The 21,656-nt window shown below is 40.2% G+C and carries 14 protein-coding genes; 7 read left to right on the forward strand and 7 right to left on the reverse strand.

Annotation, left to right across the window (positions count from 1 at the left end; all coding sequences use genetic code 11):
- Positions 1–153 precede the first annotated feature (153 nt).
- The 5 genes from ABD985_RS10945 to ABD985_RS10965 all read left to right on the forward strand — a co-directional run bounded on the left by ABD985_RS10945 (position 154) and on the right by ABD985_RS10965 (position 5,088).
- A complete protein-coding gene (locus tag ABD985_RS10945; protein ID WP_345371670.1) occupies positions 154–978 on the forward strand; it encodes a hypothetical protein in 825 nt (274 codons plus the stop codon).
- A 129-nt stretch (positions 979–1,107) separates the two neighbouring features.
- Positions 1,108–3,720, forward strand: coding sequence for a leucine-rich repeat domain-containing protein (locus tag ABD985_RS10950; RefSeq protein WP_345371672.1), 2,613 nt, complete (start codon positions 1,108–1,110; stop codon positions 3,718–3,720).
- 151 nt (positions 3,721–3,871) lie between these two features.
- On the forward strand, positions 3,872–4,354 hold the full coding sequence (locus ABD985_RS10955; protein WP_345371673.1) for a hypothetical protein: 483 nt from the start codon (positions 3,872–3,874) through the stop codon (positions 4,352–4,354).
- A gap of 55 nt (positions 4,355–4,409) precedes the next feature.
- Complete coding sequence (gene hisI, locus ABD985_RS10960) at positions 4,410–4,808, forward strand: phosphoribosyl-AMP cyclohydrolase (protein WP_345371675.1); 399 nt, start codon at positions 4,410–4,412, stop codon at positions 4,806–4,808.
- 1 nt (position 4,809) lies between these two features.
- On the forward strand, positions 4,810–5,088 hold the full coding sequence (locus tag ABD985_RS10965) for an Rdx family protein (RefSeq protein ID WP_345371677.1): 279 nt from the start codon (positions 4,810–4,812) through the stop codon (positions 5,086–5,088).
- An 87-nt stretch (positions 5,089–5,175) separates the two neighbouring features.
- Here the strand turns inward: ABD985_RS10965 and ABD985_RS10970 are convergent, their stop codons facing one another.
- Positions 5,176–5,523: a 4Fe-4S dicluster domain-containing protein gene (locus ABD985_RS10970; RefSeq protein WP_345371679.1), complete on the reverse strand. Its 348-nt coding sequence runs from the start codon at positions 5,521–5,523 to the stop codon at positions 5,176–5,178.
- A gap of 298 nt (positions 5,524–5,821) precedes the next feature.
- Between ABD985_RS10970 and ABD985_RS10975 the strand changes: the two genes are divergently transcribed.
- Positions 5,822–6,841, forward strand: a complete 1,020-nt coding sequence (locus tag ABD985_RS10975; protein WP_345371681.1) for an acyl-CoA reductase — start codon at positions 5,822–5,824, stop codon at positions 6,839–6,841.
- A 153-nt stretch (positions 6,842–6,994) separates the two neighbouring features.
- On the forward strand, positions 6,995–9,211 hold the full coding sequence (locus tag ABD985_RS10980) for a tetratricopeptide repeat protein (RefSeq protein WP_345371682.1): 2,217 nt from the start codon (positions 6,995–6,997) through the stop codon (positions 9,209–9,211).
- Positions 9,212–10,257: 1,046 nt separating this feature from the next.
- Here ABD985_RS10980 and ABD985_RS10985 read toward each other — a convergent pair.
- The 6 genes from ABD985_RS10985 to ABD985_RS11010 form a co-directional block, all read right to left on the reverse strand.
- A complete protein-coding gene (locus ABD985_RS10985) occupies positions 10,258–11,073 on the reverse strand; it encodes an enoyl-ACP reductase FabI (protein WP_345371684.1) in 816 nt (271 codons plus the stop codon).
- A 182-nt stretch (positions 11,074–11,255) separates the two neighbouring features.
- On the reverse strand, positions 11,256–11,837 hold the full coding sequence (gene ruvC, locus ABD985_RS10990; RefSeq protein ID WP_345371686.1) for a crossover junction endodeoxyribonuclease RuvC: 582 nt from the start codon (positions 11,835–11,837) through the stop codon (positions 11,256–11,258).
- A gap of 97 nt (positions 11,838–11,934) precedes the next feature.
- Positions 11,935–12,807, reverse strand: a complete 873-nt coding sequence (locus ABD985_RS10995; protein ID WP_345371688.1) for a metal ABC transporter permease — start codon at positions 12,805–12,807, stop codon at positions 11,935–11,937.
- 490 nt (positions 12,808–13,297) lie between these two features.
- On the reverse strand, positions 13,298–15,544 hold the full coding sequence (locus tag ABD985_RS11000) for a SpoIIE family protein phosphatase (protein ID WP_345371690.1): 2,247 nt from the start codon (positions 15,542–15,544) through the stop codon (positions 13,298–13,300).
- Positions 15,545–15,871: 327 nt separating this feature from the next.
- Entirely contained in the window at positions 15,872–20,506 is a 4,635-nt protein-coding gene (locus ABD985_RS11005; RefSeq protein WP_345371691.1) for an OmpA family protein, read from the reverse strand.
- Between the two features lie 169 nt (positions 20,507–20,675).
- Positions 20,676–21,602: a PorP/SprF family type IX secretion system membrane protein gene (locus ABD985_RS11010; protein WP_345371693.1), complete on the reverse strand. Its 927-nt coding sequence runs from the start codon at positions 21,600–21,602 to the stop codon at positions 20,676–20,678.
- Positions 21,603–21,656: the final 54 nt, after the last annotated feature.

A 21,656-nucleotide genomic window follows, 5' to 3' on the forward strand; every position in this document is an offset into this window, starting at 1 on the left:
TGTAACGTGGTGTATCTACTTTATACTTTACACTCTACACTTTTACACTCCCAAAACGCCAACATGGAACAATTCCTGTTCTTATGTTTATCGTTCTTACAAACATTAGCCTCAACACCTTACCTTTTTGAATATTAAAATAAAAGACCTTCTATGAAAAACTTCTTTGTCCTCCTCTTTCCTTTATTGACACTCTGCACTACTGCCTATACCCAAACCCAACATTATATGGGAGATGAATCTATGATGTATGCTGAGACCAAACAAGTCAATCAGTTTATCAGACGATTCAATCACGAAGAAGATCCTTCCGGCAAAAAATACGCTCCTTCCTCTAAAGAGTATCGTAATAATGCCGAACGAAAAAAGTACCTTAAAGCCCTCTTTGACCGTCGCAACAACCTAATCTCTAACCGCACCAAGGAGCGTTTTATGGAGAGTGTACTCGATAGTAATAATCCCCAGTTTATAGAAACACATGAAGATGAATGGTTCGCAGAAGTTGTCGCAGACTTTATCTGGAAAGGTTCTCCTGTGAAGATTAACTTATTCTTGGAACTAGAGGAAGATAACGGAGGATATAAATGGGTCTTATCCAACCTCTACTTCTCTCCTTTTGTACGTGCGATGGAAAATGCACCAGAGAAGAAATTTATGCACCCTATGAGTCACGAGCTAGACTTTATGAACCTTATCAAGGCACTCAATGATAAAGATAACCTTCCGGACTATGCACAAAAGGAGTTTAAAGCAGATTACCTAACGCTATTCTTCTACGAGATTCAAAACAACAACTTAAAATTTGATAATATTAGTGAGGTGAAATTCCACTTCTTCCAAATTGAAGGGTGGTATTTTGAAATTACAGAATTCAATCGAAATGACTACAACTCAGGCTGGTTGATCTCTAATCTTACTGATCTTTCTGATGCCAACAAGGACGTCATGTTGCGTTATATCCTAAAGCAGGCATATTAAGGTTTATTACCTTACTAAGAAATTTCATTATTTTCGTAACTTCAAGTTAGTGAACGGAACGAAAATTTTCTCTTGAGAAATACTCGTTTCCCTATACATCAAAGACACTTTAGACTATACTGATTGAACATGAAACTTGGTCAAATCTTTTTAACTGTTCTTCTTATTTTTTTAGCAGGAACTTCCACTTTCGCACAAGATAATCCAAAAGAAAATGTGCAGTCCGCCGAGCGGATCAAAGAATATAAAGAAGAAATCACTTATATGATTACTTACCTTCAGGAGACTTTTAACTTCCTGGGGTCAGCAGAAGAAATCGCTGCAGATAAAAGCATTATCATTAACGAAACCTACCTAAAGCTTTTTAGGGATGAAGAAGTACAAATAGAAGATGACTTGGACCCTAACCGCCAAGTCCCTACCAATAAAGATGTTCAAGCCTATCTAAAAGATATAGAGTTTTTCTTTGATAGCGCGACCTTCGAGTTCAGAGTTGAGGAAATCAACCACGGAGTGACAGATGAGGGGACATTGTTCTTCACCGTCAATATGCAGCGTATTCTACATGCTACAACAATTGAAGGAGAAACAATCGAAGATACAAGGGATCGATTTGCTCAAATCAACCTAGATCCCTATGCCGAGGAGCTAAAAATCGTAAGCTTATACACCACTAAGCTTAAGCAAGAAGAAGAAAAAGCGAACTGGTGGAACGGCTTACCCCAAGTATGGAAAGACTTTTTAGGGCAAGAGAAGTACTTACAAGACTCTGTGAGTATGCAAGATGTCCTGGCCGTTCAAGATACGCTATTGTTGCTCAAGGACAGCAGTCAGCTCCCTCTATCCGAGCAGTTCTTTGCTTATATAGATGAGATACGCTCTCAGGAAGAATTAGACTTGAGTACTCACAAGGAGTTGGAAAACTTAGAGCCCGTTAGCAAAATGCGTAAGCTGAAGAAGCTTAACATTGACGGTCTAGCGGTAAAAGACTTGGTTCCTTTAAGAAGCCTGACGCACTTGCAATACCTCAATTGCTCCAATACACAAGTAAGAGACCTCAGTCCTTTGCAATACTGCAATAGCATGGTTTCCTTGAATATTTCTAATACCCTACTTTACGATCTATCAGCCTTAGTACACTTGTCAGAGTTGGAAGAACTTAATATTTCTTACACGCCAACTACCGATCTAAGTCCTATTGCTGCCTTGATCAACCTTCAGAAATTGAATATCTCTGAGGTTAATGCAGATGACCTTAGTCCTCTTAGTAGCCTAACGGTACTAAAGGAATTAGACCTTTCTGGTACTGCCGTAAATACACTTAACGAAGTTGGTAAGGTTCCTTCTTTAGAACGCCTGGACATAAGCCGTACCGGAGTAAAAGACTTATTTCCTATTCAAGCTCTAAAGAATCTAAAGCAACTATTTGCAGACCATACCTCTATAGAGGATCTAATGCCTTTGCAAAATCTTACTGACCTTGAGCGTATTTATTGCGATGGTACCTATGTCGGAAACCGTATGGCGCTTCAGTTTATGCGTCAACAACCTAAAACGCTGGTAATCTATGATTCCCAACAATTAAGAAGATGGTGGAATGACTTATCAGCTCCCTGGGTAAAAGTATTTGCTGATACTTACCAAGAGAACACTGGCGTAGCATTACAAGACTCTTTAACGAAAGAAGCCTTACAACGTATTGCTAATTTCTCTAGTATAGACCTCTCCAACAACAAGGAGATCCAAAGTCTTGCGCCTTTAAGTAACCTTGTCAACCTAAAAGAACTGCATATTGACAGTACCTCAATTAGCAGCCTCAGAGGCATTGAAGGTCTATACTCTCTGGAAACCATTACAGCTAACTACAGTCAAATCAAAGACCTTTCAAGCATCCGTACCTTAACGGACTTGAAGATCCTAGAAGTTTCCAACACTTTAGTGGATGACCTACAGAGCCTAAGGGTAATGTCAGAACTAGAGCAACTTAACGTTTCCAATACCAAGGTATACGACATTATGCCTCTTGTCACCTTGCAAAAACTTAAACTACTTAACCTGGAGGGCACTGAAGTAGTGGAAAAACAAGCTGAGCAATTTGCCATTAGTCACGAACAATGCCTGGTATTATACAGGGAAAAGGCCCTGACAGATTGGTGGAGTAAACTTTCACCTGAATGGAAAGCCATTTTCCAAAAGAAGTACAGCTTAGACACTCCTCCTACGAGCGTACAACTACACCAAATAGGCATGACTCCTTCCCTAGACTTGGGGTACACCAACCTTAAAGATATTTATCCATTAGGGATGCTTCCTAACCTCAGAAAGCTAAACCTTACAGAGCTAAAGCTAACCGATATTTTAGTGATTGCTCAACTTAAGGAGTTGGAAAGCCTTATCTGTAGACGATTGTCCGTAGAGGACCTATCCCCTATCGCGCAACTTCCAAAACTCAAAACATTGGACGTTTCAGAATGTGGAATAGATGATCTGGATTTTGTATCGAGCTTATATACATTGGAAGAGCTAAGGGTATCCGGTAATAACGACCTTAGTTCCTTAAAAGATTTAAAAAACCTTAGGGATCTAAAGAAGCTGGATTGTTCTAGTACCAATGTCAAAAAACTAAAATACCTGTATGAACTGACACAATTGGAGTCTATTAAATGTTATAACAGCAGAGTGAGCAGTAGCCGTGCGGCAGACTTAAAGGCAGCGATTCCTGCATGTGAAGTTAGCTTTTAAGCGTAGGCTTTTTTGTCAAGTCTACAGATTTATATTTTGGTTATCGGTTATCGCTTACACGTAATAAGCGATAACCGATAAACCTTTAACACAGGGTACGTCTTTTCTCTTTTAGAGAAAGAGGTACTTTTCTAATTATTAATAATAACAAATGAGTAATTACTTTTCAGAACAAGAAGTCTCTACCCTAAAAAGCTTAGAGGGTACCCCTATAGAGCATGTGATTTATCATGTATGGACCAATGTGGCTCAAAAAGGAGAACTCTTCGAAAGCCTGGATTGGCTGGAACTACGTTTTCCTAATCAAGAAAGAATATTCCTTAGTGGGGGTATGGAAAGCGATAGTATTAAGCTGGTAGACTTTGACTTACGAACAGAAAAAGAAGCGATTGAAAAACAGTTCAGTGGGCAGGTAGAGATCCGTAGCTATATTGTTAACGAGATGGAGCTATGGAAACCTGCTGTCAACAAACCTATCCGAGAAATCCGTCTAAGCGGTGCTGGAGGGCACTTCTTAAATGACGAGTTCATTATAACCGTAGACAGTGAAGAAGAGGATGAAGAATTTTATCATCTAATGATCTCTTTAAGCTCTGAAGAAGGACTTTTGGTAGAGCTTCATGAAGATATATAACTAATAAACGATTTAATAAAATAACTAACACTTAGCGTCATGCTAATTATTTCTTATGGAAAATCATATAACACAACCACTTAAGCTGGATTTTGAAAAAAGAGGAGGACTCTTACCTGCCATCGTACAAGACATTGACACCCAAAAAGTATTGATGCTAGGATATGTGAATGAAGAGGCAATTAAGAAAAGTATTCTAACGGGATATGCCACCTTCTACAGTACTTCTCGCCAAGAACTATGGACCAAAGGAGAAACCTCAGGAGATCTTCTAGCCGTTACTGAGATTCGTGTAGATTGTGATCAGGATGCTATTCTGATGATGGTCCGCATGCTGGGCACTGGTGCTTGTCATACTAAGAAAGAAGATGGCTCACACCGAGAGTCTTGTTTTTATCGCAAAGTAGCAGATATCGAAAAAGGATTACTCAGCATTTTGGAAGGAGAGGAATAAGATGGAAAAAGCAATTGTTGAAATTCGATATTGTACGCTATGCCAATGGCTTTTTCGGGCCACTTGGATGGCGCAAGAACTGCTAAATACATTCTCTCAGGAATTGGGACAAGTACAGCTTACTCCTGTACAAGGGGGAATCTATGAAATCTGGATCAACGGTACGTTGGTCTTCTCTTTCAAGGAGGAAAGACGCTTTCCTGAGCCTAAAGAGATCAAGCAGATGGTGAGGGATGTGATTGCTCCAGAAAAAAATCTCGGGCATTCTGATAAAAAATAAAAGGTAAGAGGTAAAAAGTAAAAGGTCTTTTTACCTCTTACTTTTCGCCTCTTACCTATTACTTTTTACCTTTTACCTGAAAAAGCCTTATTCAGCATGTAACCATGCTTTCTTTGCCAGTAGTTCATCTTCTTCCTCTACATAGTCAGGATCATCCACACAACAGTCCACCGGACAAACTGCCGCACATTGTGGCTCTTCATGGAAACCTACACACTCCGTACACTTATCAGGTACGATGTAATAGAATTCATCCGATACTGGCTCTTGAGCTGCCTGCCCATCAATACTTGAGCCGTCTTCCATCTCAACTGTATCCAAAGCAGTACCATCTGCCCATGTCCACTCTACTCCCGGTTCATAGATTGCCGTATTTGGGCACTCTGGCTCACATGCGCCACAGTTGATACACTCATCAGTGATAATAATCGCCATAACTCACTCTCTTTTTTTTAATAATTCAATTTGTTCGGCTTCAGTTCCGACAAATATACATTGTCTGTCTCGAAAGATAAATATCTTATCTCAGTTTTATTACAAAAATAAGATTATTACCCTATAGACTTTGTATAGTTTTAATCTTTTTACAATTATTTTTGAAATAACCTAAATATAAGGACTCTCCTAGTATAGGTTTCTAGATTATAACCTTCCAAAAAGAAAACAGTTTAGGGTATAATCCTTATTTTTGTCAAAAAATAGGAGAACTATCATACTTATAGATAAAGCCATTATGACATTAGAACAGAGAGTACAGGCATTTGTGACATTAGGAGAAAAAATTTCCACTCTCCCAACCTATGATATCGATTACCTGGTAAGAGGAGCATCTTCAGAAAATGGATGGTTTGATGAAGAAAGCGTAAAAGCAGCCTTGAAAGGTATCAGTGTCATTCTAGAAGCATCTACTCTTGAGGAATGGGTGAACAAATATACCTTATCCAATACCTTTACCGACAAACACATCCTGGTGATCATGGCCGGAAACATCCCCTTGGTTGGATTCCACGATGCTTTCACCACCCTATTAAGTGGACATAAATTACTGGCTAAACTTGGCTCCCAAGATACTTTCCTGATGAAATGGATCTTGAGAGAACTACAAGAAATTGCTCCTGATTTTACTTCTCAGATCACCTTCCTGGAAGGAAAAGCAGAACAAGTAGATGGCGTTATTGCTACAGGCTCAGATAATAGTGCCCGTTACTTTCAAAGCTATTTTGGGAAATATCCTAATATTATCCGTAAAAACAGGACTTCTATCGCGGTCATTAAAGGAGATGAATCCGCTGAAACACTAGGTCGTTTACAAGAAGATATTCTTCGTTACTATGGTTTGGGGTGTCGAAATATCTCCAAAATCTACATTCCAGAAGGATATGACCTTAAACCACTTCTAGGAGCATTGGAAAAACCGGCAATGAACTGTATCCAAAATCATAAATACAGTAACAATTACGACTATAATAAGTCGGTATATCTCGTCAACAAAGTTCCCCACTTGGATAACGGCGGACTAATGATGAGAGAAACCTCTGAGCTAGTCTCCCCTATTGCCGTAACATTCTATGAAACCTATCAAAATGGGGCAGAGCTAAAGCAAATACTGGACACTCAGAAAGAGAAAATCCAGTGTATTGTTACTGATGGACAATGGTTGGCAGGCAGCTATAACTTTGGAGATGCCCAATACCCCAAAGTAGATGACTATGCCGATGGAGTAGATACGATGGCCTTTTTGCAATCTTTATAAAAGTATAGCCGCTATAAAAGTACGGCCGCGCCACTGGCGCGGCCGTACGTGTTATATAAGCTTTGAAAGTATCATGGCTTTAGGTAGGTAGAAAAAAAGAATTTTAACTATCTTAATAGCTTCATTTTTTACGATCATCAATACCTCATTTTTATGCTAAAATCTATTTTTTACTTTTTAAACAGCATTGGGCTTTTACTTTTTTTGACCTCGACAGCTGTTTCCCAAGAAAACATCAATCCTAAAAAATTAACCGGTAACTGGTACGGAGACTTTGTGTTGGCATCCGGCAATGGGCAGCACCAAATGTTGCTCTCCATAACCGATTATGACAAGAAAGCAAAGGAACTGAAAGGAACAATCCTTTGGCCTGATTATCATTATAGTAAAACTTCTTTTACAGGAGAACTCAAAGAACAGGAATTGATTATTACTGAAGACCACCTTCTTCAGGGTGCCTTAATGGAAATGGGAAACTTCTCATTTTCCCTTAATACCGATGGGCAACTAACGGGAAAAGACCTCAAACATGGGCATACGCTAATACTCAAGAAAGAAAAGGAGTTCTCCAAAGAGGAGCTCGCAACTATTCAAAAGTATGTAGCGGAGCAGAAAGAATACTTCGGTGAAATCATCATAGAACAAGAGGAAATTGACATCAATACCGATGAGCTACTAGCCCCACGTAGTCAAACCACCTATACCGATGATGACTTCTATATGATCGATGGCGCCATGGGAGTAGAAAACATGAAACTTCCCTTTAAAACTACTTTTTCCGGTGCCGGAAAATACATGTATATGGAAGTTGAACTCATGGGAGCCAAGATGCTTCAAGTTCAAAATGAAAAAGAAAAATGGAGTTACAACCCTCTAAATAAGAAATTAGAAGTCAATCCTATTGAAGAAGGTGACGACACTGACGATGAGTTCAGTAATATCCACTTTGGAAGTGATGAAATTAGACAAAAGCTCGCAGAGGGGTATAGAATCACCTCTGTAAGAAATGCTATGGTGCATGGCACCCCTACTTACCGCTTATTGTTTGAGCATGAAGAGGATGCTCCTTTTACCTTTTTCTTTGATAAAAAGAGCAAACTACCTTACCGAAAGGTTTTGGAAGGTGAAAGTACGATGTACTATGATTACCAGCAGCTGGAAGCTGATTTTGCACCTACTCGAATGGTGATGCTTGGTCAGCAAAAAATGACCCTTTCTTTTACTCAGTTCAAAAAGATTGAACTAAGCGACTATAGTTTATTTGAAGTACCTAAATCCTTGGAGCAAGAGAAGGCTCAACGTCCTACCCCTTCACATAAAGACCTTAATGCCCAAGGCAATGCTTTGATTACTGAAGGAAAGACAGAAGAAGCGATCACCTATTACAATAGAGCAATTCAGTTGAAGCCTAACAATTGGGTTTACCTGGACAACCGAGCAGGAGCCAAACTTCAAAATGGAGATCTTTACGGTGCATTGGTCGATATTGAAAAAGCACTGGAGTTAAATCCTAACTATTTGAATGCGATCAATCACAGGGGAGTTATCAAACATAAGATGGGCGATATTGATGCAGCCATCAAAGACTTCGAACTTGCTGCAGAAGTTGATAGCACAGCCGCTCAACCACTTGCCAATCTTGCCTATATCCACATGCAGAAACAGGACTTCCAGAAAGCTTGTGACGTAATGAAAACACTGGTGCAACATCATGACTCAGTAGGCATGTACCATAGAGATTACGGTATTACCTTAGCGCAGGTAAAAGAATATGAAAAAGCAATTGTGCAGTACGACATAGCTGCTGAGATGGAGGGAGAGAATGCGACCATATACAATTACAGAGGAATATCTTACTATCAGTTAGAGCAGTACGAGCAAGCCTATGAGAACTTCTTGGCTGCCCATAAACTGAATCCTAAAGATATCACTATGCTCACGAATGTAGGACAGTTACAACAAGAGCTCGAAAAATATGGGGAGGCTGTGAAATCCTTCAAAAAAATCTTGAAACTGGAAGAAAATAACGAAAAAGCACAATTTGAACTAGCAAGGTCATACCACTTCAACGGGGACTTCGATAAGGCCATGAAAGCCTACAATGAGCTGATGGACCTCAACAGCCAGAATGCTTATTATTACGATGCCAGAGCTTACCTGAAAAAGGATATGGATCTTAAGAAGGAAGCTATTGAGGACTTCACAACCTCTATTGCCCTATATGACGAGGACGCAGAGACTTACTACCAAAGAGGGCTCCTACATGTAGAAGTGTTCAATAACCATAAGGCTTGTCTGGACTTTGAGCGTGCCTTAGAGCTTAAGCACCCTGAAGCAGAGAAGATGTTGGAAGAGCATTGCAAGATGTAAGTAGAATAAGAATTAGGGAAGCTTCAGTTTAAAAGATACATTAAAGTAGCCTATCACTCGATTAACATAAGACATAGGTCAAAAACACAAAGTCTTAGAAGAATCTAAAAAGTGTATTTAATTAAAATCGTGGATGATATTTTTTTACATCTTAAAAGGACTTGTGCTACTAATACAAGTGCATATCACATTAGTTATTGCTTGGTTAATTCTTAGTTTTATTATTAAGTACAATTTTAATCTAAGTGTTTTAACAAGAGAAGATGGTAAGTATTCAAAGAGTAAAGATGTTTCAATCATTATAGATAATAATAATGATAACTTAAGATTGATTAAATATCTTAAACTCTTTAGGGTTATAGTAGTGATATTAAGTTATTCCAGTCGATTTTTTTGGCTCGGGCTATCACTATTAATTCTTTCAGGAATTACCTTCAATTTAATTTTATATTAAAAGCCTCATTCACACACAGTATATCCGAATGAGCAATGTCAATGGAAGGCTAGCTATATCTACTAGCCTTCCATTTTTTATACAAGCATATTGGTGTAAGGAGCATAGTCCTACAAATCCTTTTCAATCTAATGTCAAATCCCATTTATGGACGCCATGTAATGGGATAAACAATTACAGCGATGGGTGCGGACTGCAGGTCTTTCAACCCATCGTCTGCGTAGGAACAGTAGTTATTAAAAGGTGAATAATGAATATCAAAAATTAGAATGATGATTGTTTTTATTGATTTGTAGACGCACCCGACGGGGTGCGTTCACTTACCGTGCCTCACGAACCATACGGTTCATTTATTCAAAATACCAACAATTTACCATTCATAGGTTCGTGATAAACCGATAGATCAGTGCCCATCGAGAGAAGATCACCCCCGTCGGGTGATCCTACAATATTACCCCCAATCCTGTCCGTAGGGGCATTCCTGCAGGAATGCCCCTACGGACAGGATTGGGATTCATATGACCCACCCCACAAAAAAAAAGGTAGCACCCTTCCGAGTACTACCTTCTTTATCATACAGAATTAATCTTCCTTACTTTGATAGACGATCTACCATTGCGTGAGAGATACCTGCTGTAGAGAACCCACCATCGTGGAACAGGTTCTGCATCGTTACTTTTCTTGTCAGGTCAGAGAACAACGTAATTACGTAATCCGCACACTCCAGGGCACTTGCGTTACCCAATGGTGACAACATATCTGCAAAATCAACAAATACGTCGAAACCTGTGATTCCTTGTCCGGCTGTTGTTACTGTAGGGGATTGAGAAATCGTGTTTACACGAACTCCTTTCTTCTCTCCTAGTTTCTGTCCGAAGCTTCTTGCGATTGACTCCAACACTGCTTTCGCCTGAGACATATCCCCATAGTCAGGGTATGCACGCTGAGCGGCAATGTATGAAAGGCCTACGATAGAAGCACCTTCGTTCAACACATCCATTTTGTCTGCTACCTGCATCATTTTGTGGAATGAAAGTGCAGAAATATCGATAGACTTCTGGAAGAAGTCATAGTTCAAGTCATTGTATTCTCTACCTTTACGTACGTTCGGGCTCATACCGATAGAGTGTAGGATGAAGTCAATCTTCTCCCCTCCAAAGTGCTCTGATGCCTTCGTGTATAGGTTTTCAATATCGTCTGTAGAAGTAGCATCTGCTGGAATTACAATTGTATTCAGCTTTTCTGCCAGCTCATTGATTTTACCCATCCTCAAAGAGATTGGGGCGTTAGTCAAAACGATTTCCGCTCCTTCTTCCACTGCACGCTCCGCGACAAACCACGCAATAGAGCTCTCGTTCAATGCGCCTGTGATAATTCCTCTTTTTCCTTTTAAAAGATTATAAGACATATGCTTTGATTAAATGATTTAACTCGGGGTAAAAAATAGCAACCCACTCCAAAAACCGCCCTAAAGTAAAAGAATATTCTGGAATAATCCATAGATAATCCAAGAACTCATCATTAAAATTCAACCCTTTTCAGGCGGCGGAATTACTCTTTCTGTAATAATAATATCTATTAAAGAACAACTTATTCATTATCCTTTTTCGTCTTCTTGGAAGTACGATGCAAACGATCTGGATTGTCGGTTAAAAAGTTACTCCAGGATTGAGCCTTCTTACGATTATCTCCTTTCTGGAAAACATGACACACCGCTACCCCTAGGGCATCAGTTGCATCCAGCATTTCATTTTCCGCAACTTTAAACTTCAGCAAGTTCATCAACATACGTGCCACCTGTTCCTTGGTCGCATTTCCATTTCCGGTAACTGCTGCCTTCACCTTCTTAGGCGCGTATTCTGTAATCGGAATATCCCGAATCAATGCCGCTGCCATCGCCACACCTTGCGCCCGTCCCAGTTTAAGCATAGACTGTACGTTGACCCCATAGAAAGGAGCTTCCAAGGCCACTTCATCCGGATGGTACTCTTCAATTAGCTGTGTAATTCGCTCATGAATTTTCTTCAGTTTCAACGCATGGTTCGCATACTTGGACAAGTGAATTACCCCATACTGTAATAGAGATATTTTACTTCCTTTGGCAACTATCAATCCATACCCCATAACGTTGGTCCCGGGATCTATACCCAATATTACTCGCTCTTGTGTCAATTTTTAATTTTTAATTTTCAATGACTCATCTGTTAATTTTCAATTTTCAATGAGGAGTATTTATGGCTGTTAAAAGGCTAAAATTGATAATTGATAATTAACCATTTTTCATCTTTAGCTGCCTAAAAAACCCGTGTTTTGGACTAAAGAAAAACGCCAGCATAAAAAAGATACCAATCACCGAAGACATTGCTCCCGAAATAGAAGCATCTAGCCATACCCCCAAATAGTATCCAGTAAAAGACGATAGAAAGCCTACCCCTACTGCAATCCAAAGCATATGCGATAGTTTATCTGTCAATAAGTAAGCCACTGCAGATGGGCCTACCAAGAATGCTACTACCATAATTGCCCCCACATATTCAAAAGAAAATACCGTCGTCAAGGATACGATACCCATTAAGGCATATTGCCAGAAGGATACACTAATCCCTACCGTTGCGGCATATACCGGATCAAAGCTAGTCAATTTCAACCCTTTAAACCCGATAAGGGTAAAAAGCAACACCAACAGGAAATTGATACTCAATAAAGTGGTGGCTATAGGCCCCATCTCCATTCCATTCCATTCCCATATATCCAAGGGAACATATTGGATTTCTCCATACAGTACGCAATCCTGATCCAGGTCTACCATCCCTGCCATGGACGAAATCAAGATTACCCCCAAGGCAAATAAAGCCGTAAAGGAAACACCGATGGCGGCATCTTCCTGCATATGGCTTTTCTTGCTTAGAAACTCTATAATTACTGTCACAAGCACACCAAAAAGTGCTGCTCCTATCATCATGGGAATACTATTGATACTCCCCGATATCAAAAAGGCTATCACAATTCCAGGGAGTACAGCATGGGAAATAGCATCTCCCACCATGGTCATCTTACGCAACATCAGAAAACTTCCCGGCAACGCACAACTTCCCGCTACCAGTGTTCCTGTAAGGATAATCCAGAATGCATCCATAGACATCTATAAAAGGTTTAATTTATTTTTAGGCTAATCTAAATTTTTATTCACAGTTATAAAAATTATAGAGGAAAATACATTGAAAACATGAATTATCCCATATTAATAAATGGCTTAGTTTTCTGAGAATTCATCACTTTACAGCTATCCCACAAGCCTTTTATGAGCTTCTTCATTTTTTCCTTGATGAAAAAACGAAGCAAAAAAATCAAGGCTTTGAAGAATTTGCCTAATTTCTAATCGCAAAAGCTAAAAATTCCAAACTCGCTACGCTCAAACAATGGAATTTTCTTAACGCTTTTACGATTAAAAATTTTAACGGCAATTCTTCAAGGCCATTTTTAGATATATAAAGGTACTTTTTAAACAAAAAATATGAGTCACCCCTTAAATGTTAATATGGGATGACTCATTCTTGTTCATATTGTTTAATTGAGCTTCGCTCGTTCATGATGTTTAGTTGTTACGCTCATTACATCAACGATTCAACAAACTAAAGTTTTACACCTAAGATAGTGATATCATCTCGCTGCTCTTGTCCGGATCTATAAATATCCAATCGTTCCTCAAGCAAGTCAATCTGTCTTTGAATAGAGCGTCCTTCCAAGGAGACCAATTCTTCCAGGAATCGTTTGGTTCCAAACTTCCTTCTTTTCCCTCCTCCGGACTGGTCTACAAAGCCGTCTGTAGTCAAGAAAAGTTCTGTTCCTTTTTCCAGTTCAATTTTCTTAGTGGTAAATGGCTTTTTCTCTTTACCGATCCGTTTCGGGCCACCTATCGACCTTCTATCTCCACTTATGTTCTGAATAATATTACCTCCATAAGGCGTACGGTAATACAATGGTCTTTTTGCTCCTGCATAGGACAGGAATAGCTGTCCCTCACGGGTATACTCAATACGGCAAAGACATACGTCCATACCATCTGAGTTTCCTGACTCTGCTTGATTTAAGGACAAGAAGATTCGATGATCTAGCATCTCCAATATGTCACTAGGTTCCTCCGCTAATCGTTTGTTAATGATCTCATTCAAGTGTGTATTTCCAATCATCGACATGAAAGATCCCGGTACACCATGCCCTGTACAATCCACCACGGCCAAGTAAGTGATACGCTCATTCCAACGCTTAAACCAGTAGAAATCCCCTGAGACAATATCTTTTGGACGATAGAGTACATGAAGCTCTGGATAGGCTTCCTCCAACAGTGCTTGATTAGGAAGAATGGCTTGTTGTATGGTATTGGCATAACGCAAGCTATCCGTAATCTTACGGTCCCGGATTTCCAGTTCCTCCACGTTCACTTCCAACTGCTCTTTTACTTCCTCCATCAATTGGCGCTGTGCCTCTTTTTCTTCTACCTGTATATTGAGCTCTCTGGCTAACTGTATCGCTTCTTTCTCCTTGAATTTCCAACGATACGCAAAGAAAGCCGCCAACAATAATACCAAGGCAAATACAACTGCCACTGCTGTCGTATACAATAACTTTTCTTGCAGTTTTGCTTGTTCCTGGGCTTTCTTTTTGGCTTCTGCCTCCAAGCGCTCTTTTTCATTCATGAACAATTGCTGAAGTGTAGTGATATTGGATTTGGCTTCTTTTTGTTTTTTAAGAAAACTATCAGCCATATCATTCAGCTGTAATTCCAAGTCTGTAATCTGTGTCTTGTATTGCTGTTTCTCCTGTGCTGAGATATCCTCTGTTTCCTTGATTTGCTCTGTGATAAAAGCAATTTCTTGCTTGATCTGATTCATGGCATCGTCTACCTCATCTTTTCGCTGTTGAAGGTTTTCAGAGGTCTTGTCAATCTGATCAGTAATTCTTTCCAGTAAACTTACCGTTGTGTCCGACACATACCCTAAGGCTTCCAAAGTTCCTTCTGGATTCTTTGTTACTTCACCTGAAGGAACCTGTTGTGATGAAGAGGATAAGGAAGTAGGCATGACTTCTTCGATCTCCAATTCATTGGCTACAGTCACTAGTACTCCACCTTGCTGTTCTTTCACTGACAAGATGGTTTTCCCTGCAATAGAAAACTTATCCTGATGACTTCTTCTTACGATCCTTGAGCTCCCTCTCACGTTGGTTTGGTAGGTGGTGGCACCAAACTTGATTTCTTTATCCGCTAAAGGCTGTCCGTTCTCTTGCTGAAAAGACGCTTCAAAAGGCACTCCCAGTCGATCAAAATCCGAGATTTCCTTTACAATCAATCTAAACGTCTTTTTCGAGCCTTCTGCAATCCATTCTATATTTTGGACTTTATGATCCTCAATTGTAAAATCTGTGGTTCCTAATAAGGGAGCATCCAAGGGATACATCAAGTCAAAATTCCCTGCTGCATTCGTAGCTGTCTGGAAATCGAACTTCGCTTTTTTTACACTGACCAACACTCCAGATACAGGTCGCCCATTAGCAAGAGACAGCATTCCTGTGATCGCTGTATTCTTTGCTTTCTTGAGCATGATCTGTAAGCCTTCTCTCCTACGGATATAGGAAACCATCACCATATTCTCCTTAATGGCTTCCACGGCAGTAATTTCACCGGGATCATTGATTGTCGCATTTCCTTTGGCATCCGTATTTGCCTGTATCGTTTCATTGATCGTAACAAATACCCCTTCCAAAGGGCGCATTTTCATATCCCTGACAATTAGTTTCAAGCTTTTCTCTTGAGCACAAGTACTATTGGCTATCAATTGAGAAAACATTAAACTAACCCCTATCAATAAAAAAAATCTCACAATAAATTGGTTTTAGTAATTCCGTGGGTATCCCTTTTGTTCATATTGTTGAATTGAGCTTCCCTCGTTCATGCTGTTTCGTTGAATTAAACAGCCTCATTGCAATTGACATACGCCATATAATGGAATAAAAATTAGATGTTAATCATTCTAAGATTTATCAAATAAGCTTACAAAACGCTATAAAGGTACATTACTATAACAGTATATCCAACCCAATTCTAGCGTACAAGCCATACTTTATTGTATTTCATTAACATATATACTATAGATAAAAAAGAGCAAAGTACTACTAACATACATCCGCAGGGAACGGCACCTTAAAGGCTAAAACTCTAGCCCTGCCTTTAAAGGATAAATAAACGCATCCTTTATTCCTTTTGCCCTCACCTTTCGTAAGGCTTTCTCTACCTCCTCCTGTGTATCAAATCGCATAAGAAAGTATCGATGCAGTTGATCTACCTTAGACAAATGCCTACAAACTTTACCAAGACCTTTCAACGATTCAAAGTCAACGGACTCATGCCTACGATAAGAACCCACCTGTATGGCATATCCACTGCGGTAATCAGGCAGATAAACCTCAGGGATCTCCTCTTGCAATTGACTTCTCATTTCTCCCTGAGTAATCCAATCACTGTTAGCCCCCTCTGGTACGGTATATTCTGTTAAACCTAAGAAGGACATTTCAGCCAGTGCTATTTGTGTTCTTTTCATTACAGTAGGATTAGCGATATATACACCTTTTGCGATAGGAACTTGGACCTCCTCAGCTACCGGCCAATACCCTTCTTTGAAAGACTGTATCATATACTCTGCGCCAGCCCTTAACTTCATTCTAAAATAACCGTTAGGTAGAGAAGTCACCGTAAACACCTCTCCTGTTAATGCATCTACAGCCCTTACCTTTACCCCTGACAAAAATAAGAGATCATCTCCTTGAGCTTGTCCTATATATACTACTAACTGTTCCTTGTCACTAACATTTACAGGAAGACAACCCGATTGATCAATGGCATAATCAAAAATCTCCTGATAGAATCCTTGATCTTGTACGGCATCCACCATACCTATCAAACGCACCTCTGTACGCCTGTTGAACCCATGTTCTTCATCCGAACAAAGTACTCCATCTTCACAATGATTTAAGATCTCTGACTCCCCGTAACCATTAGAGATTACCCGATCAATAGCAATACCATGTTCTATGAGGTATAGGGAAATCTTTTTTGCCCTTACAGAAGAGAGTAAGGTATTATAGGTTGCACTACCTCGTGCATCTGTATGGGAAGCAATTTCTACCTTCAGCGTCGGGTTTTCCTTCAATAACTTTACTACCTCATTAAGTCCTGTCTCTATCTCTGGAGTAATGTCAGAACTATTTACACTATAGTAGAAATTTTCTGAGAACAGCAATTCACCATTGATCGGTAAGCGTTCCAATAATACAGGAGGTGCAGGATCCAAGGCTGGAAGCTCTGCTGTTTCATCCAGATAACATCCCGTCAAGTAACCATACTTCATTATCTTGAAAGTATACTTACTATTGGCATCCAAACAAAAACCATAATATCCTTCCTCGTCAGTCACCTCTTTATAAATAATCCCTGTATTGATATCATAGGCCAGCACCATAGCATCAGTCACGGCTTCATTGGTTTCAGCATCCAACACCCTACCTGCATAAGAGAAACAAGGCAACTTATTTTCTTTCTCATAAAGCTTTTGTCGAAGGTACTCCTTGGAAATATCTTTCTTCTGTTCCAACCATACGTCTTCCCGAAAATAAGCCTGATCGGTCTCCATAAAGGCTATACTATAATCCTCATAGAAATTACGATACATAGGGATCTCCACCATCATTGGAAAAGCACCTAACTCTTCATCTTCTGCGAGTAGATTGAAATCTCCTGCATAAGGGGCCCTCAGCCAAAAACGGCCGTCTATATCCGATACAGATTTACTCACTGTATCCTCTGTCGCAACATCAATCAAGCTCACCTGTACACCCTCTTTTCGCAAAGCCTGATCATTCTTAGGATTCCGATCGTGCAATACCACTGTTCCGGAGATTACATAAGAGAAGGTTTTATAGATCTGTAAGTGGTATATATCATCATCCCCCTTAGCTCTACGGTTAGAAGAAAAGTACCCGAAAACAGAAGTGGAATCTAGTACCAACCCAAAATCATCCTTATGGCTGTTCACAGGGAAACCCATATTCGTGGTATTCGTAAAAGCTCCATTGACTACCTCTGCACGGAAAATATCCAAGCCTCCCAAGCCTTTGTGCCCATCAGAAGAGAAGTAGAATAGAGAATCGGCAATAAACGGGAATACTTCATTGCCTGAGGTATTCACTTCTTCCCCCATATTTTCAGGAGTACTCCACAATCCTTTATTATAAGTTGATCGATAGATATCGGTACCCCCGTAGCCTCCAGGCATATCAGAAATAAAGTATAGGGTATCTCCTGTTTGATTTAAAGAAGGGTGCCCTACCTGATACCCTTTTTGGTCCAAGATAAACTTCCCCTTGGATACCCATCGGTCTCCCTTCTTTTGCAGCTCTTCTATTCCTAGGTTACGCTTTTTCCTCCCTTTCTTTTTATTTCGGGTAATCAACATACGATCTCCTCCAGGGAAATAAGTATGTGGACCTTCAAAAATTCTACTATTCAAGTCGCCTTTTACCTTATAGGTCTGTTGAAAATCCTTATAATCTTCTGATTTTTTAGAGTGGAAAAGATGCGTAAACGCCCTTTGCTTTTTCCCTTTTCTATCAGACAGAAAGGACACCCCTTCCTCCGTAAATACCGCTCCATATTCATTGGCATCTGTATTTACGGAAACAGGAGTCACATGGTAAATAGTAGAATCCTTAAGATACATACCCAGTTGGTCCAAGCCCTCCAATATACGACTCACCTTAGGATCTGCTTTTGCATTAAGGTATTTACGATAATATTTCTTGGCGTAGGAGTAACGCCCAGTTTGTATCATGACCTCTGCTAGCAGTTTATAGGTCGTTTCCTTTAAAGCATACCCTTCACATAATAAGGAGTTTAATAAGAACAATGCTTCGTAGGGACGATTGATATAAAACAATGCCTGTGCGGCCTGTTCTCTATACTGTGTATTCTCAGGGTTATTATTAATTAAAAACCAATACGTTTGAAAGGCTTTTTCAAAGTCCTTCTGATGGAAATAAGCTTGTGCTTGCCTGTCTGTACCTTGCATTTGCTGTAGCTGCTCAAAGTGCACTTGCTTTTTACCTTTCAGTATACTATTCATCTCACAAGGACGATGAATAGCATTGTACCACTTTCTCCAAAAGCGAGTACTATACACTGATGTATAACGAGAAACAAACGCATCTTCATGCCCCTCAATCCCCTCACCTATTCCATAAAAAACAATTAGTAACCGCTGGTCTTTCAATGTCTTCATAGGAAAGGTCAGTTGCTTACGGTGAACGCGATTACCGTGCTTAAACACCAACTCAAAACTACCTGAATAAGGAACATGAATGGAAAAATCTCCCGATCCATCAGAATATGCCACTCCTACTTTTTGTCCGGTTAATTGGTCAGTAATTTGTATAGAAGCATCAGCCAAGCCTTCTGGCATTCCTTGAGCAGACACCTGCCAAATTACCGTTCCCTCTACCGTATAGCTCACCTCAGGATTTAGGGACAATTGATATATATCCCTATTCTTCTCCTCTGCTCGATCAGAACTAAGGTAACCAACCTGTTTGTTGGCATCCCATACCCAATGGGTATCATCATACATGGAATTGGCCGGATGCCCCATGGGCTTCACCTCCAATAAGTGTCCTTGATCAAATACTCCTTTATGGACATCAAAGCCCCCTAAGCCAGGTAATCCATTGGAAGAGAAATAAAAGGTATAATCCGATGCGAGATAAGGGGTAACCTCATCTCCAGCGGTATTTACCTCCTTGCCCATGGCAATCACACGCTCCCATCTCCCTTCTTTTTGTTGTATATAATATAGGTCCATTCCTCCCATTCCTTTAGGTTGGTTGGAGGAAAAAAACAAGTAAGTTTGATCAGGACTCCAAACAGGGTTCTGATAATCATAGCCTTCCTGACAAAATGCTAGTCTTCCTTTATCCTTCCATTTTCCGTTGCTAAAAGTAGCCAAGTGCAAGGCTGTATGACCATCCTTCTGTCTATGGGTATAAATGGCTTTCGTATGGTGATCAAAAAAGGCCGCTTCTGTGGTCTGTAAAGTTGTAAATATTTCCTCTCTTTTCAACGGCTCCACGATATTCTGCTGCTCTCCAGTCGCCAAGAATCTCCTGTGCCACAAATGTCCATCCCACTGTTCCTTCATCCCTGTGACCGATGGTCTATTAGAGGTAAAAGAAAGACTGCTATCCTGCAACAAAGGTGCATATTCGTCAAAAGAAGTATTAAAGGATAGTGATTTCACCTGATAAGGTTCTAACGAGTCATGTAACTTTTCATCGTGCTCCAAGGAAAGTAAGCGGTAAGCATATAGCTGTTTATGCTCTGACTTCTCTTGCCCCAAACGATATTGGTATGCTGCTTCCTGCTTATACCCTTCTCTCCTCAACAGATCACCATAAGCCAGGCGATGCTGTTCGCTCATCCCCATATTATTCTCCAGCTTCTTGTACCAGGATAAGTTCTCTGTGGAGTTTCCGAGCACATGATAACATGTTATAATTTGCCTGATCAATAAAGGGTTATTCATATCCGTAAGGAAAGCCTCCTCCATAATGGTTAAAGCCTCTTCATAACGCCCTTGCTCCATCAGTTTTTCCCCTACAAGTACTGGGCTCTTCCCTACATCCCAGATACTTCTTTGTCCCAGAAGACTTCCATGAAAGAGCAAGAGAAGAGCGGATAGTAACCATACTTTCCCAACCCATACATTTAGCTTAAACCTTCCCATTCTTCTATGATTCATTAATTCTAATTATACCATTAAGCATTCGCTGTCTTTGTTGAGGCCACTTACGTGGCTGGTTGAGTAGCATTACGTGCTGTTGAGCTTCACCTTCGGTGAGTTGAGCATTATATTGCGACTACATTGTTTTCCGTACTCCACCCTACCTGCCATGTGCTAAAGTGTCGCCCTATCGATAGAACGAGCGGGGCGAAACACGCTCTTTCCCGATGGCCCCTAACTGAAACTGTAGCATTAACTCATGTGCTACTCCATTCAACGATGTTCTTTGACCTACAGGCAATTCAAATAGGTACCCCAGCTTCCATTTTCTTGATAGCTGAACTTGGGAAAGTCCTCCTATTGTACTTCCCCATTTATAGGTAATCCCCAAGCCCAAGACATCTTTATAAAAAGCGAGCAAGGAATAATCCATCTCAACAGCTGCTCCCTTGGGGAAGTTTAGCATGACAGAAGGCTTCAAGTGCAACCAAGTAGCATACCACCAATCATATAAGGCTGTTACTCTCACTCCAGCCTGTTCAAATACTCGAGAGTTCAGTATCCCTCTGTATTCCATCAACCTAGGAATTGACACCCCCAACTGCATCCCTTTACCGGAAAGGTATATTCCCGTTCCTACCTGTGGCCTCCACCCCTCATAGTACGTATCCTGATAGACGGGGTCATTGGTATGCTGTATATTTAGCCTTTCATAATTCACCGAATAATGATTTCCTCCCAGTAATAAGCCTGCCGAAATATCCCAAGTCTTATTCAAACTCAGGTGGTAGGACACCATCCCTTGAAAAGACATTCTTTGATGTACATTAATCTCTTGCATATGCAATGCCATCCCTAAACCTATACGGTGATAAGGCAACCCAGCGTCAGCCAATAGTCCTATATTCTTAGGTGCTTTGGCATCCCCCTGCATACCCAACCAACTCATACGGTTCACAGAAGTAATATTAAGACTTCCTTCCGTTCCTGCATAAGCGGGGTTTACGATCAATGGGGTAAACATATACTGTCCCGTAGGCAATCCTACCTGAGCCTTTACTACTATAGGGAGCAGTAAAAGAAACCCCAATAGCAGTTTGAAACTTATTTTCATGTCTCACATTTTTGTTTATCGCTTATCGTTTGTTGCTTACCATTTTTAATCGAT

Source organism: Algivirga pacifica, from assembly GCF_039543525.1.
Lineage (GTDB): Bacteria > Bacteroidota > Bacteroidia > Cytophagales > Flammeovirgaceae > Algivirga > Algivirga pacifica.